Here is a 14,833-nt window from a genome sequence, read left to right on the forward strand (position 1 = left end):
GGGAAAAGAGGGGGCGGATGTTACGGAATTGAGGGCGACCCGGCCAGTTATTGGGTCGCCAGAAACGCAATCGCGAGCAAGCTCGCTCCCACAGTGGATCTTCGTCGTACACAAAATCTGTGTCGGCTAGAGATCAAATGTGGGAGCGGGCTTGCTCGCGAAGGCAGCGACGCGGTCTAAAGTGAACTCAAACCATCTCGTCACGAATCCATTCAATCACCGATGTCCGCTTCGGCGCCCAGCCCAGCAACTCCCGCGCCTTTTTACCGCGAACCCGGCTGTTTGAGCCCAGGCCATAGTTGGCCATTTCATAACCCCACTCGGCTTCGGCCTCTTTCAGCGGCCAGTCTTGTGGCTCACCCAGATTCAGCGCTTGGGCAATCGCAGTGGTCATGTCGATGAACGACGCTTCACCGCTTTCGACGAAGTAGAAGGTGCCCGGTACGTTTTTGGTCAGCGCCAGCAGGTACAGGGAAACCACGTCTTCGATGTGTACGTTGGACCAGATGTTCTGGCCGGTACCGACATGCCGGACCACACCACTTTTACGCGCCTGTTTCAGCAAGCGCGGCAATTGCACGCTGTCACGTTTGACGCCCAGGCTGTGGCCGTAGATCAAAGTGTTGCAGATGACTGCCGAGTTCACTCCGTCCTTTGCTGCGGCGAGGATCAGGTTGTCGATGGCCACGCGAGCAGCCTTGTCGACGGTAGGTGCCGGCAGGTTGTCTTCGTAATAGATAACGTCGCTGGATTTGCCGCCCGACGCATCGCCAACAATGCTCGAGCCGCTGGTGTGCAGGAACACTTTGTTGGAACCGCGAAGTGCATCGAGCAACGCGTCCACCGCACCGCGATGGTCGCTGCTGGCGGCGTTGATCACGGCATCGGCAGCACGGGCCTGCTCGGCCAGCAATGCGCTGTCGTCAAGCGTGCCGAGCACCGGGGTGATACCCAGAGCACTCAGTTCATTGGCTTGTTCGGTACTGCGCACCAGGCCGGTGACCTTGTGACCCGCCTGGACCAGACCGGTGGCGATGGAGCCGCCAATGAAACCCGCGGCGCCGGTAATGAATACGTTCATGGAGAAACTCCCTGCGTTAGTAAGTGATGCAGCCAGTATCGAGGACCGATGCCTACGGAAACAGACAGCGTTGCCCAATTCACTCTTGCGCAGGGGTCACGAATCAGCCCTTGAAATCCGCGTTCGCGTAAGCCGCCAATTTGCCCTGGATGAAGTCCAGGAAGCATTGAATCCTTAGCGCAAGTTGCGAGTTACGGTAGTACACCGCATTGATCGGCTGGCGATAGCCGCTGTTGAAATCCGCCAGCAGCACCTGCAAACGACCGGCGCGGATGTCATCAATCGTCATGAAATGCGACAGGCAGGCAATGCCCTGACCTTCCAGCGTTAAGTGCCTGATCGTCTCACCGCTGGACGCGCTGATTGAAGCCTGAATCGGCCAGCGATCACCATGCACGTAGCGCAACGGCCATTGGTTGAGGCCTTCGTTCTGGGTAAAGCCCAGCAGCGTATGCCCGGACAAATCCGCCACTTCGGCCGGTACACCGTGTTTTTCAAGATAGGCCGGGCTGGCGACGATGTGCAGCGGACTGCATCCCAGCGATCGAGCGTGCAAGGTCGAGTCGGCGAGCGTGCCAATGCGGATGGCGATGTCGGTGCTTTGCTCCAGCAAATCGATGATCAGATCGTTGCTGTTGAGTTCCAGCTGGATGTCCGGATAGAGCCGGCGGAACTCATCGATGTAGGGCACGATGGCGTGCAGCATGAACGGCGATGCGGCGTTGATCCGCAGACGCCCGGATGGGGTTTGTTGGCGTGAGGTCAGCCGTTCTTCGAGCTCGTCCATTTGATCGAGAATCAGCTTGGCGTGTTCGAAGAAGTACTTGCCCTCTTCGGTCAAGTCCATGCGCCGCGTGGTGCGGTTGATCAGCGTGGTATCGAGTTTCGCCTCCAGCCGCGACAGCGTGCGGCTGACTGCCGAAGGCGTTTGCCCGACCTGTTCGGCCGCAGCGGAAATCGACCCGCATTCAATCACGCAGACGAAAATCTGCAATTCATCGGATCTGGCTTTCACGGATGCCCCTCATTCAAAACTGGCTTGATAGTAGCTGGATGCGGGGCAAAAGGAACCTTACGCTGGCAGGCTGAACACCTCGGTCAAATGCTGCTCATAGCGCGCGACCGATCCCGCCCGACGCTGTTTATCTTCTACGAGATCTGGCAGTCCCAGGCTCACTTGGACGTGCACTCGAACCTGCCGCACATGAAGCAATTCCTCGAGCAGCGCGATGAGTACCTGGAACGGGATTTCGATATCCGCGCCATCGACATGCTCAGCCCGTCGTCCGCTACCCGCTGATCAGCAAGTGGCCTCCCAGCACACCCAGGCCGATGAAGAACACTCGCTTGAACAGCACGGCGCTGATCCGCTGGCGCAGCCATTGCCCCAGCAACATGCCGAGCACCGCCGGGATCAGTGCCAGCAACGACGCACTTAACTCGCCACCGCCCAGTGCGCCACGCCACAACAGGCCGGCGGCCAAGGCCAGGGTCGAGACGGTGAACGACAGACCCAGCGCCTGCACCAGTTCATCCTTGGTCAAGCCCAACGCTTGCAGATAAGGCACGGCCGGAATCACGAAGACGCCGGTGGCCGAGGTGATGACGCCCGTCAACAGGCCGCAAAGCGGACCGAGCCAGCGCTCGGTGTGACGGCCGACACGCAAGGTCGGTAGTAACAATCCGCTCAACGCATAGAGCAACAGCGCCGCGCCCAATCCCCGCACGACCCAATGACCACCGGCCATGCCGATCCACAACGTGCCGGCCCCGGTGCCGATGAAGATCGCCAGCAGCATTGGCCACAACCGTTTGATTAACCCCCGCAGATACCCGCCGAATGCCAGTTGCCAGACATTGGTGAGCGTTGCGGGGATGATCAGCAGCGCGGCAGCCTGCGACGGCGCCATAGCCAGACCGAGCAAACCCATCGCAATGGTTGGCAGACCGAGGCCGATCACACCCTTGATCATGCCGGCCAGCAGAAAGGTCGCGATGACCATCAATGAAAGGGCCAGGCCGAGGTTTTGATAGAACGCGGCGAGAGTATTCATGGCGCTATCGTGGGCCCGGATTGGCTGCTTGAAAATCTGCCATATACTGAGGCAGCCTCTTGTTTAACAAGAGGCTTAAGGCTTCGTCGTTTTTACTGACGCCTTCGGGAGCAGGCTCGCTCCCACAGTGTGACCGCGTCGTCCGGGCTGACTCGGTCTACTGTGGGAGCGAGCCTGCTCGCGAAAGCGCCCTTTCAGACAACAAATATTCTGGGCTTGTTGCGATGCACTTCGACCTGACCGACCTGCGCCTCTACCTGAACATCCTCGACACCGGCAATATCACCGCCGGCGCCGCCCGCAGCCATTTATCCCTGGCAGCAGCGAGCGCACGAATCCGCGCCATGGAAGCCTCACTTGGCATCGAATTCCTGGACCGCGGTCGTCGCGGCATCACACCGACACCGGCCGGCAATGCCTTGGCGAAACACGCCCGGGCCTTGCTGCAACAGGCCGAACGCATGCAACAGGACCTGGCCGAATACGCCAAGGGCGTCAAAGGCCAGGTGCGGTTGCTGTGCAACACCACCGCGATCACCGAATACCTGCCAGAGTTGCTCGCAGACTTTCTGCGCGAGCATCCGAATCTCGACATCGACCTTCAAGAGTTGCCCAGCGCCCGCATCACCCATGCGTTGCGTCAGGGGGCGGCGGACCTCGGGATCGTGTCCGACGCCGTGGACACCGATGACCTTCACACCCGGCCGTTTCGAGATGACCCGCTGGTGTTGATCCTGCCCCCGGATCATCCCCTGGCCTACCAGTCGTCGCTGACCTTCGCCGACACCTTGAGCCACGACTACGTGGCCCTGGGCGCCAGCAGTGCCTTGGCTATCCACCTGGAAGAACAGGCCCTGCACATCGGCCAGCGCATGCCGATCCGCATTCGTGCCGACGGCTTCGACGGGGTCATTCGCATGGTCGCTCACGGCGCAGGACTGGCCATCGTGCCGCTGGTCGCCATCGAGCGCTGGCCCCCGGTGCAATCGGTCACGACCCGCGTTCTTCCCGAAGACTGGGCCAATCGCACCCTGAAAATCTGCGCCCGCGACTTCGATAGCCTGCCCGGTTACGCGCGGGCCTTGCTGGAGGCGCTGACGCCGGGAACGCCTTGACTCTACCGTTAGGGGCAGACTCTATGCTGCGGGCTTCATTTCAGGAGTACACGCGATGAGCAAACGAATGCTCGTGATTCTGGGGCACCCCTCCACCGACAGCTTCTGCGGGGCACTGAGCGAAACGTACGTCCAGGCCGCCAGGGATGCCGGTCATGACGTGCGGTTGCTGCGTCTGGATGCGCTGGACTTCGATCCGGTCCTGCACGAGGGCTATCACACGATCCAGCCGTTGGAGCCGGACCTGTTGCAAGCCCAGGCCGATATCACCTGGGCGGAACACCTGACGTTAGTTTATCCGATCTGGTGGGGCGGAATTCCGGCCTTGATGAAGGGCTTTCTCGACCGCATTTTCCTGCCCGGCTTTGCCTTCAAATACCGTGAGGGCAAGGCCTTCCCCGACAAACTGCTCAAAGGACGGACGGCGCATCTGCTGGTGACCATGGACACGCCGCCCTGGTATTACAAATGGGTCTATCGCATGCCCGGCCTGCACCAGATGCGCAAGACGACCCTGGAGTTCTGCGGCATCAAGCCATTGAAGACCCTGACCTTCGGCCCGATCCTGGGTTCCAAGTCGACCCAGCGCGACGCCTGGCTGGAACAGGCCCGGGTCACCGCCGGCAGCTGATGCTCCCCCTCGCTGTTTGCTGACGGCGTGCCCGACGCCGTCAGCCCGTCTCCACGCTCCCGTCAAGCGGTCGCTCGTCGCGCGCGCGTCATTTACACGCTGCTGCAACCTTTGAATGTTATTCCCTATATTATTCCCTCCGGTCAGGCATGAAGTCTGGTCGCGCTATACCCTGTTTGATCATCGAGACGGATCTTTATGTATATCGGTAAAGCTGCCCAGCTGTCGGGCACCACAGTCAAAAGCATTCGCCATTACGAGGAAATCGGCCTGTTGCCCGAGCCCAAGCGTGAAGGCAAATACCGCATCTACAGCCAGCAAAGCGTCGAAGTGTTGACGTTCATCAAGTGCGCCCAGCAATTGGGCTTCAAGCTCAAAGAGCTGCAAGTGATGTTGAACAACTACCACGGCGACGAATTCCCGTGGGACATGGCGCAAAAAGCGATCGCCGAAAAAAAGGCCGAGCTGGTTTCCCAGATCGGCGCTCTACAGCAATTGCACAATGGCCTCGAAGCGTTTGAAAGCAGCCTCAACGATGCCCGACAGGAATGTCAGTTCGAGCGTATCGCCCGCTATGGCGAAAAAAACCCGAACAATACGCTGAACTGAAATCCCTGCTGCGCTGGATGACCAGGCTCGCAGGCCACCTGGGCGCCTGCGGTCCCGGTCGTCCGGTCAGCTCAAGGCAGGATCCCCCACGGCTCCGCCCTGTTCAGGCACCGGAACAATTGCCGCGAAGAACCACGGCGACACCAGCGTCACCAGCAGAATGGTCATGACACCGCTGGAAAACAGCGCCATCGCCACCAGTGCGCCCAGATCGACAATCGGCTTGAAGTCGGAAAACAGCAGCGCCATGAAGCCCACGGAGAAAATCACCACGTTGACCACGGTCGAACGGCCGACGCTGTGCATCGCCTGCAAAATAGCCGCATCGACATGAATCCCTTGCTGCACCAGCAGTTTGATCCGTGACAGCAAGTGCACCGCGTAATCGACCACGCCGACGACCAGGAACGTCACCAACGTCGTGCCGATGTTCAGCTCGATGCCGAACAGGAACATGAAGCCGTAGACCGTCACCGAGGTGGTCAACAGGGTCAGCATGCCGAGGATCCCCAAGCGTACCGACTTGAGCCAATACATCATCATCAGCGTGACCACCAGCAACGCCAGGGAAAAACTCAGGACCTGGCCCTGGGTGATTTCCTGCAACACGCCGGTCCAGATCACTGGCGTGCCGGCGTGCGTCACTTCGAGGTTGTCCGGTTTGTTCACCAGCAACCAGGCATCGAGCCGATCCAGCATGCCCTGGTAGTCGCTGGCCACCGACGACGTCATGGTGTACAGCGTCAGCGCCTTGGAATAGTCAGCGTTGAGCACGTTATTGAGGTCCGAACCGCCGCCGTTCTCGAACAGCATCACGTGCTGCTCGATCAGCGAATTGCCCGGCACCTCGAACCGCTCGGTCTGCCCCTCGTCATTGACCGATGTGACCTGCTCCGTCGCTTGGGGCACGCGCAAGTAGTCGGGATTCATGTCATTGAGCACCAGGTTCATGCGCTTGACATACGTGGCCAGGGAATAGCCATAACTGACATCCGGTTGCTGCTTGATGAAGTGGTCGAGCTTGTCGATGAACTGCACCACCTCCGTGGTCAGCACGCCGCGCGGCTCTTTGCTGTCGATGGCGATCCAGCCCGGCGCCGTGCCTGCGACATTGGCGTGGTTGATGAACTGGTCCGAGACGCGGATGTGACTCTCGGGCTTGAAATAGGCGATGCCCGAGTCTTCGATATCGACGCGCAAGGTAAACACCGTCATCAAGGCCAGCAGCGGCAGCATCACCATCAAGATCGGTTTGCGCCACTGAATCAGCCGTGCGCAGAACGCCACCAGGTAGCGCGAGATGATCGATTCCTTGTGCACCGCGGCCAGGGTTTTCGGGGTTTGGTCCTTGCCCCAGATCGAGATCCAGGCCGGAATCAGCAACAACGAAATGATCAGCGCCGCCGTCAGGCCGATGGACATGAACACGCCGAAATTGCGGATGCTGACAATGTTGTTGGTGGTGGAAATCATGAATGTGGCGATGGTAGTCACCGTCGTCAACACCACCGGCACCACCATCAGCCGTTGCGTCTCGCGATTGGCTTCGCGGTTACTTTTACCGGCGTTTTTCTGCTCGTAATACTCGGACATCACATGGATCGCGTCCGAGCAGCAAATGGTGAACAGGAACACCGGCAACACGCTGGTCAGCAAGTCGAACGGCACTCGCAACAAGGCCATCAGGCCCAGGGTCCAGATGGTGCAGAACAGAATATTGAACAGCGGCAACAGCACGCCCAGCGGTTTGCGGAAGAAGAAAACCAACAGCAGGGTGATCAGCAAAAAGACAATCGGAAACAGCACCGCCAGGTCATGGTCGATGATCTCCTGCTGGGCCGCGATGAAGATCGGCATACCGGCAATGAAGATCTCGTCCTTGAACTCGGGGTGCGCCGCCTGATAGTCCGCGACGATACCGCGCACGATCTGGTAGGCGCGCAGTTGCGCCTGGGCATCGTCTTGCTTGGTGCCCAGCTCGGCCACCAGCATCGCGACTTTCTTGTCCTTGGAGACCACCCCGTCGACCATCAGCTCGTTGCCCATGATTTGCGACTCGACCAACGCCGGGTCCATGTCGTAGGCGTTGAGGGTCTTGTGGATCAGCAGCTCGCCACCGTCGGTCAGCACGATGTTTTCCAGGTCGCCCAAGGACGCCATTTCGCGAATCGGGTTAATTCGCTCGGCGAGAAAGGTCAGGAACAGCTGATCATGGGCATCCCAATTCTGGCTCTGGGCGTAATCACGCAGGGCCTTGGCCTGGGCGTAGTCGTTCTGCGAAAACCCGTTCTCCAGAATGTCGCGCGTCAACAACTGCGCCCGGCTGTCGTCCGGGTGCCTGGCGACGATTTGCGTCAACTGCTCCTTGTCGGCGTCGTTGGCCAGGATCATCTTGCGCACCGATTGCGACATCGAAAACAGTGCGTTGAGGGTCTGCTTGTTGAACACCGTCTGCGGGTTGTTCAGCGCCACCATCACCGAGTCGAACGTGCCGGTGAACTCGCTTTGCAGATCAATGATGGTCTTGCGCGCCGGATGGGTTTCCTTGAGCAGATAAGGGTTGGTGTCGGAGATCAGCGCGCCCAGCGTATAGGTAAAATACGCCGTGACTGCCACCAGCAGGAAAACGATCGCCCGCGCATAGCGCTCGACGAAGTTCAGGTATCTTTCCATGATCATGCGTTCCAGGGTCGTCAGGGTCGGCGCTTAGCGGGCAGACACGGCAAAGTCCGGCACGTCGCCGGTTTTCAGCCCGCGCTTGATGGCGGTCTGGGTGAACAAACGGTCTTCCAGTTGCACGTTGTATTGCAGGTGATTGAAACGCATCTCTGAACGCGTGCCGTCGATGAAGTGCTCGGTTTCGCTCAGCACGATGCTGTCGATCGAGTCGATGGTGTCGACCTTTCGCGTGCGCATTTGCTTGACCAGCACGCCTTTGACGTCGAAGAAGTCCTGGCGCATGACCAGGAAATTCTGCTTGTCGATCCACACTTTCAGTTTGTTGTAGCCAGTCTTGGCCAGCACCTCGGGCGACGCCGGCTCACGCTCGATCACGTAGCAATCGCGGCCCTTGACCTGCTCTTCACCGATCAGCGTCTGGGTGTAATCCTTGACCCGGATCTTGTCCAGGTCGGCGTAGGAGTACTCGCTGCCCATGAACGAACCACGCTTGTCGGTGGTGGAGATCCGCCGCGTCTGGCGGCTGACCGGCAAGTACATCCACTGACTGTCTTCCAGTCCCAGGGTTTCGTGGGGGTTTTCGATATGAAAGGCCACGTCGCGCACGTCCGTGGGGGCGGAGAAATACATGCTGAATTTGTCGCTGTCCGGGTAATCCTTTTGCAGGTAGGTGAACTCGCGAACGCGGGTGTTGCCCTTCTTGTCGTGGAGGATCAGCGACACCTGGGACATGAAGCTTGTACCGTCATTGCGATCACGTACCTGACGGATGATTTCATCGGCATTCTTGCCTTCGGCGGCGGTGGCGCAAGCGCCGCTCAGGATCAATGCGGCGGCGGTCAGACTTTTGAATAGCGGCAACATGGGAACTTCCCTTTTCGTCAGATGAATATGGTCGAGCCAATGCGCCAGGAGCACGCAGGCGTCATGGGGTTAAAACAGGTAACCGGCGGACAACCGCACTTGATCGCGGTTGTCGTACTCGCCGAAGGGTTTGTCGGGCTTACCGAAGAACACATCCACTTCCAGCCCGAGCTTGATCCAGTCCACCGGTTTGTAAGTGAAGATGCCTTGCAACAGCGCATCGTCGTTAAACGGTGGCGAGGCGGCGACTACCAGCCGGCTCTTGAGTCTGTCCTGCCAATGGGTGCCCTCGGCGGACAGGGTGAACAAGTGTTCGCGCTTGTCCTGCAGCATGCCGTCCTGCCAGTCGAGCAGTTGCTGCTCCTGCCATTGCAGGGAAATCAGCCAGTCGCGCAGCAGGTAATCGACGCCCAGCAACGACTTGACCATCGAGGTGCTGTCGGCGCCGTAGGCACGGGTCGGATTGGTCACCCGCCAGTTGTCGAACCAGGCAATTTCGCTGCGCACCACGATGCTGTGACCGGCATCGATCGCCAGCCCCGCGCCGCCCATGGTGTAACGGGGAAACTGGCGTTCCAACCGCGTGCGGCCGTCATCGGCCAGGCCTTCGACGGCGTACACCGGGTCTTTCTGGCGGGCGTTCAGTGCGACGAAACTGGTGTCCACCGAGCCGATCCGGCCGTTGGCGCTCAGGCCATACGAGAAGCCCTTGTCACCGTCGTAGCCGGGCTTGGAGTCGAGCAAAAAGTACTGCGGATCCGGCACGGCAAACAGCGGCGCGTCGAACTCGCTGCCCGCCACCGGCGGCTGGTTTTTGACAAAATCGGTGACCCACAGCGCCTCCAGCTCCCACTCGCCCACCGGTTGCGCGAATCGCACCATGGGCACCGCGATCCGGCTGTCTTCCAGTAGCGGAGTCAGGCCATCGCGATAGTCCACCGGGTTGACCTGATCGAGCACCCGCAACTCATCGGCACGGCCCCAGACCACTTGCTGCCAGCCGACAGTCACTTCGCCGTCGCCCACCGACTGGCCCCAGTACAAATGCCGCCAGTCGGCGTCGAAGCGGTATTTGTCCCGCGCCCGCTCGCTGTACGGATTGTTGCCGTCGTAGCGGGCGTCGTAACGCACCCGGCCTTTGGCCTTGTAGTAACCACCGTCCCAGTTGTCTTCCAGGTTGGCCTTGAAATACATGGCCTTCTGGGTGACCTGGTCATCACCGTGCAAGCGCAGCGCGGTGGCCACGCCGACTTCGGCGTCGGCGTAATCCGGCTTGAAGTCGTCCACTGTCAATTCAGCCAGCGCCGGTTGCGCGGCCATGCACGCCAACACCGCCCACGCGGTGCGGCTAAAAGAAGATCCCGGCATGGCTACATTCCCAACCCGACACCGCCGTCGATCACCAGGCTCTGGGCTGTCACCCCGCCCGCTTCGGGGCTGGCCAGGTAACGCACCATCGCCGCGACTTCTTCGCTTTGAATGAAACGACGCATCGGCAGTTTCTTCTTGGCGTTGCGCAGGATCTGTTCCTGGGTCAGCCCGGCAATGGCCGCTTGCGCCGCCAATTCACCTTGCAGCATGGGCGTATCGATCCACGCGGGGAGAATCGCATTCACCGTAATCAGCCGTGGTGCCAGGTCCATCGCCAGGGCCTTGGTCATGCCGATGATGCCGTGCTTGGAAGCGCAGTACGCGGTGTTGCGGACCTTGCCGGCACGGCCGAGGATCGACGACATGTTGATGATCCGCCCGCGATCCGGCATCAACGGCAGGCACAACGAAGTGGCGTAGAACGTACCGTTGAGGTTGACCGAAATCACCTTGTGCCAGTTGTGCAAATCTTCCGGTTCATTCTCGTTGCAGATGCCGGCGCTGTTGACCAGCACATCGACGTAATCCACTTGTTTGGCGAGCAATTTGAAGAAAGCCTCCATGCCCGCCAGGTCGGCAATGTTCGCGGCATGGGTTTCTACCCGGGCCTTGATCTGACCGTGTTGCTCGTCAACCCAGCGTTGCAGTTCCGGCAAATCCAGGTCCAGCAGGATCAAGCGGTGCCCGGCGTCGGCGGCAAAACTCTCCGCCACCGCCCGGCCGATGCCCTTGGCGGCACCGGTAATCAGAATTGTCCGGCTCATGGCATTTTCAACCCGCCGTTGACCGGCAGGACCTCACCCGTCAGGTACAAACCGCGATCGGCGATGTACAGCACCGCTTCGGCAATTTCATGGGGTTCGGCGTAACGCTTGATCAGCAATCGCGACTGGATTTCCTGCTCCTGACTGCCGATCAGCGCCGTGCTCATTTCGGTGTTGACGATGCCCGGGGCCACCGCATTCACCCGAATGTTGCGCGGCGCCAGTTCCACCGCCAGGGCGCGGGTCAGCGCTTCGACACCGCCCTTGGCCGCGGCATAGTTGCTTTGTCCCTTGCCGGGTTTCTGCGCGGCCACTGAACTGATGTTGACGATGCACCCGCTGCGCTGGCGCATCATGCCCAGCACCACCTGCTGGCAGCAGAGCAAGGTGCCGATCAGGTTGGTCTGGATCACTTCGATGATGTCGCGGCTCGGCATCGTCGCCAGCAACCCGTCACGGGTGATGCCGGCGTTGTTGACCAGCAGATCGACACGCTCGAAATGCTGGTCGATCCGTTCGAAAAAGCCCTTGATGCTGTCGCCGCTGCTGACATCGCATTGCAGCGCCAGACACTCGAGGCCCAACGCCTGGACCTCGTCACGCAAGGACATGGCGGCCACTTCGTCGCGTACATAACTGAATGCGATCTGGTAGCCCGCGCCGGCCAGGGCCAGGACAATCGCCCGGCCGATGCCACGACTGCCGCCGGTCACCACTGCTACTTTATTCGGCATGACCGTTCCTTAGAGTGAGTTGTCTGTTTTGAATTGGGCGAGGCTGAAACCGTGTGTCGCGGCCAGGGCACGAATCTGCTGCACCTGCTCGCGGCTGATATCGCCGTAGGAGTAGTGCTGTTTCATCCCGGACAAGCCCATCAACACCGACTCCGCCATGCAGGCGTACAACTGGCCTTCCTTAAGGTAGGCGCGCACGTTGCGGATCAGGCCATCGCCCAGCGGGGTCTGAACAATCCCGCCGTGCATGTACAGCACGTCGGGACGTTGGCTGGAGAGGTTCTGATCAACGTTCAGCGGCACCGCGATGTCGCAGATCACACTGTTTTCAGCGAAGTCGTCGGCGCCGAGAAACGGCTGTGGAGCGTTCGCCGCACAGAGCACGATGCGCGCCTGTTTCAGCACATCGAGGTCATTGCTGACAGTGATGAATGCATTCGCCCCTAGGCGTTCTTCGACCAGCCGCGCCACCCGCTGACCAAGGTCGACGCCGGCACCGTGGGCCTGCAACACAGCGTCGATGCCGTCGAGTTTCTGCAAGCGGCTGGCGAGGCGGTCGTGCTCGGCGACACCCTTGAGAATCGCGCGGGCGGCCTCGGCGTAAATCAGCTGGGCGGTCTTCTCCAGACGCCGCAGGGAACCATCGCGACCGCTACCGATGAGGATCAGGTGTTCGACACTGGTGGACAGCAACGAGGCGTACGTCGAGGCAATGTTGCCGGCCGCGCCGACCACCGCCGCCGTCTGTTCGCTCAGTTCCAGGCCTTGCTGCTTGCAGCCTTGCTCGATCGCTTCCAGGCCCATGCCGATGGTCAGCGCGTTGCCGGAAGTCAGCGCCATGTCGGGGATTTTCAGCGCCTGACAGTTGTTGGTGACGATCGAGGTGTACATGCCCAGACCGGCCACGCTGTAGCCATCGGCCCGGGCGTCACGGATGCGATTGCCGACTTCGTCGCGGATGGTGTCCAGGTCGCCACTGGCGATGTACGCGGCCATGGCATTGGAGTCCATGCACAACGGATACAAGGTGAACTCCACGGCGGTGCCGAGTTTCGAGCGAATCACCACCGGGCCGATCGGCGCGGCACGCCGCTCCGGGGCCATGCGCTTGATGAATTCGCGTTTCTGTTCGGCGCTGAGGGTGGACAGCGACGGGTCGACATCACTGAGCATGTCCGAATCGATCAGGTGATTGATGAACGCCACACGCGCCACTACGCGAACGTTCTCGTCAGGCTTTGGGAGGTTTTCAGGCTCCTTGAAGCTCACCTCGCGGGCCGGCACTTCGGGGATGCTGTCGGCGCACACACCCGCCGCCAGAGGGAAGGCATCGCGGCGACGCAGCATGTCGCAGACCTTTTGCAACGAACCGATCAAGCCGTCGATTTCCTCGAAGGTGATGCACACCGGCGGCTCCAGGCGAATCACGTTGGCGTTGCTGCCCGACGGCGCGACCCGCAGCGACTCGAATTGCAGCAGGTAGCCGGCGATGATGTAACCCAGCGCATCGTTGTACTGCGCCGACGCCTGGACCAGCGAACTGGTGCCGGTCAGGTCGTGCAGTTCGAACCCCAGCAGCAACCCGCGACCCCGCACATCGGCGATCACGTCCGGGTACGCGGCTTTGAGTTCGAGCAACGACGACTTGAGGTATTCGCCTTTCTTGTTCACGTCCTTGAGCATCGCGCTGTCGTTCGCAAACAAGCGGCGCAATGCCGACAGGGCGATATGGCACGACGCATCGTCTTCGGCGAAGGTCGAACTGTGGATGTAGCTGAAATCGTTTTCGTAGTGGCTGGCTCGGATGACTGTCGCGGCAATTTTCATCAGGCCTCCGCCCAACGCTTTGGACAGGCAGTAGTAATCGCCCTGCAAGTTGAAATGGCTGGCGCCGAGCAAAGTGCCGGTGCGGCCGAAACCCGATTGCACTTCGTCGATGATCAGCGGGCATTGCTGCTCATTGCACAGGCGACGCAGGCCCAGATAGAACTCGCTGGCAAACTCGTTGATGCCGCCCTCGCCCTGGATCGGCTCCAGCAACACCGCAGTGATCGCACTGAAGGCTTCACGGCGCACCTGCAAGGTCTCGCCGCTCCACTCCAGGCTTAGCCAATGCCGTGTGTGACGGGCCGGTAAATCCTGGAGTTGTTGGGGTTGTTGCGGGTCGATGAACTCGACGTTGAGACCAAATCGGGCGAACGGCTGGCGGTACTGTTTGCCGTAAGTCAGCTGGACGGTGTTCACCAGTTTGCCGTGGAAGCTGCCGCGCAGGGCGACGAATACCGGCTCGACATGCAACTGCGCCAAGTTGTGTTGACGCACCGCTTCCACCACCTGGCGCACAGTCACGTATGACAGATTGTCTGGCAGCAACCCGACAGGCAGGTCGAGGTCGTCGATGTCCAGTTCGACATAGGCCTTGTCGCTGGCTGTCAAGTTGGCCAAGACGAAATCCCGTTCGTCGAATTGCTTCTGCAAGGTTTTCTGGCGGCTGTATTCGGCATGCTTGACGGCGATTTCCACCGACTCGGCGCCACTGTTGGAGAAGGTCGAAATGTAGCGTTCGCTGTTGTTCAGCTCACGGTTGAACGCCTCGCTGAGTTCGCGCCCCAACAGGCCGGCCGCGCCACGCACGGACATCTGCGCATTGAACGGCACATCAGCGCGCAACAGGCCGCAGAGTTGATCGACGAACTGCGGGTCATTGTGGCCAAACAACGCAGCGCCGTAACCGCCGAGAAAGTCGGTTACGGTAACTTCGGCGCCTTGTTTGTCGCGGTAAAACAGCTTGCTGCCCAACGCCCGATGGAACTGGCATTCCAGGCCCAGGGCCTGCATCAATTCAACGAATTTCGGTCGTACGTAATCGCGGTAATCCATGACAGTCAAAGCCCTTAAGTAGAAAAATAGAAGCGATTCAATGCACTCAAA

The 14,833-nt window shown here is 60.1% G+C and carries 12 protein-coding genes and 1 pseudogene; 4 read left to right on the forward strand and 9 right to left on the reverse strand.

The features are described 5' to 3' along the window. Positions 1 to 187 precede the first annotated feature (187 nt). Together E3W21_RS24140 and E3W21_RS24145 are read right to left on the reverse strand one after the other, a co-directional pair. Positions 188 to 1,081 carry an NAD-dependent epimerase/dehydratase family protein gene (locus E3W21_RS24140; RefSeq protein ID WP_134422097.1) on the reverse strand — a complete coding sequence of 298 codons (894 nt, stop codon included), beginning with the start codon at positions 1,079 to 1,081 and terminating at the stop codon, positions 188 to 190. A 103-nt stretch (positions 1,082 to 1,184) separates the two neighbouring features. Then, on the reverse strand, positions 1,185 to 2,096 hold the full coding sequence (locus E3W21_RS24145) for a LysR family transcriptional regulator (RefSeq protein ID WP_134422098.1): 912 nt from the start codon (positions 2,094 to 2,096) through the stop codon (positions 1,185 to 1,187). A gap of 102 nt (positions 2,097 to 2,198) precedes the next feature. Between E3W21_RS24145 and E3W21_RS24150 the strand changes: the two are divergent. Next, positions 2,199 to 2,381 (forward strand): annotated as a pseudogene (locus E3W21_RS24150) (putative quinol monooxygenase); the annotation flags it as partial. Here the strand turns inward: E3W21_RS24150 and E3W21_RS24155 are convergent. Beyond that, complete coding sequence (locus tag E3W21_RS24155) at positions 2,371 to 3,135, reverse strand: sulfite exporter TauE/SafE family protein (RefSeq protein WP_134422099.1); 765 nt, start codon at positions 3,133 to 3,135, stop codon at positions 2,371 to 2,373. The pseudogene E3W21_RS24150 and the gene E3W21_RS24155 sit on opposite strands and share 11 nt — an antisense overlap. Before the next feature lie 224 nt (positions 3,136 to 3,359). Here E3W21_RS24155 and E3W21_RS24160 point away from each other — a divergent pair, with 224 nt between their 5' ends. The 3 genes from E3W21_RS24160 (at position 3,360) to E3W21_RS24170 (ending at position 5,490) form a co-directional block, all read left to right on the forward strand. Then, entirely contained in the window at positions 3,360 to 4,250 is an 891-nt protein-coding gene (locus E3W21_RS24160; RefSeq protein WP_134422100.1) for a LysR substrate-binding domain-containing protein, read from the forward strand. A 55-nt stretch (positions 4,251 to 4,305) separates the two neighbouring features. After that, on the forward strand, positions 4,306 to 4,881 hold the full coding sequence (locus E3W21_RS24165) for an NAD(P)H-dependent oxidoreductase (RefSeq protein ID WP_134422101.1): 576 nt from the start codon (positions 4,306 to 4,308) through the stop codon (positions 4,879 to 4,881). A gap of 198 nt (positions 4,882 to 5,079) precedes the next feature. Continuing rightward, the gene (locus E3W21_RS24170) at positions 5,080 to 5,490 is read left to right on the forward strand and encodes a MerR family transcriptional regulator (protein WP_134422102.1); all 411 of its coding nucleotides are present in this window, start codon (positions 5,080 to 5,082) and stop codon (positions 5,488 to 5,490) included. Between the two features lie 66 nt (positions 5,491 to 5,556). Here the strand turns inward: E3W21_RS24170 and E3W21_RS24175 are convergent, their stop codons facing one another. From E3W21_RS24175 to E3W21_RS24200, 6 genes are all read right to left on the reverse strand, one after another. Beyond that, the gene (locus E3W21_RS24175) at positions 5,557 to 8,163 is read right to left on the reverse strand and encodes an RND family transporter (RefSeq protein WP_134422103.1); all 2,607 of its coding nucleotides are present in this window, start codon (positions 8,161 to 8,163) and stop codon (positions 5,557 to 5,559) included. Between the two features lie 33 nt (positions 8,164 to 8,196). Further along, entirely contained in the window at positions 8,197 to 9,033 is an 837-nt protein-coding gene (locus tag E3W21_RS24180) for an outer membrane lipoprotein-sorting protein (RefSeq protein ID WP_134422104.1), read from the reverse strand. 69 nt (positions 9,034 to 9,102) lie between these two features. Further along, the gene (locus E3W21_RS24185) at positions 9,103 to 10,401 is read right to left on the reverse strand and encodes a DUF1302 family protein (protein WP_134422105.1); all 1,299 of its coding nucleotides are present in this window, start codon (positions 10,399 to 10,401) and stop codon (positions 9,103 to 9,105) included. A 2-nt stretch (positions 10,402 to 10,403) separates the two neighbouring features. Then, the gene (locus tag E3W21_RS24190; protein ID WP_134422106.1) at positions 10,404 to 11,168 is read right to left on the reverse strand and encodes an SDR family NAD(P)-dependent oxidoreductase; all 765 of its coding nucleotides are present in this window, start codon (positions 11,166 to 11,168) and stop codon (positions 10,404 to 10,406) included. Then, entirely contained in the window at positions 11,165 to 11,902 is a 738-nt protein-coding gene (locus E3W21_RS24195) for a 3-oxoacyl-ACP reductase family protein (RefSeq protein WP_134422107.1), read from the reverse strand. Before E3W21_RS24195 ends, E3W21_RS24190 begins: the two co-directional genes overlap by 4 nt. A gap of 9 nt (positions 11,903 to 11,911) precedes the next feature. Beyond that, positions 11,912 to 14,782: an aminotransferase class III-fold pyridoxal phosphate-dependent enzyme gene (locus E3W21_RS24200; RefSeq protein ID WP_134422108.1), complete on the reverse strand. Its 2,871-nt coding sequence runs from the start codon at positions 14,780 to 14,782 to the stop codon at positions 11,912 to 11,914. Positions 14,783 to 14,833 lie beyond the last annotated feature (51 nt).

Source organism: Pseudomonas sp. F01002 (genome assembly GCF_004402115.1).
GTDB classification, from domain to species: domain Bacteria; phylum Pseudomonadota; class Gammaproteobacteria; order Pseudomonadales; family Pseudomonadaceae; genus Aquipseudomonas; species Aquipseudomonas frigoris.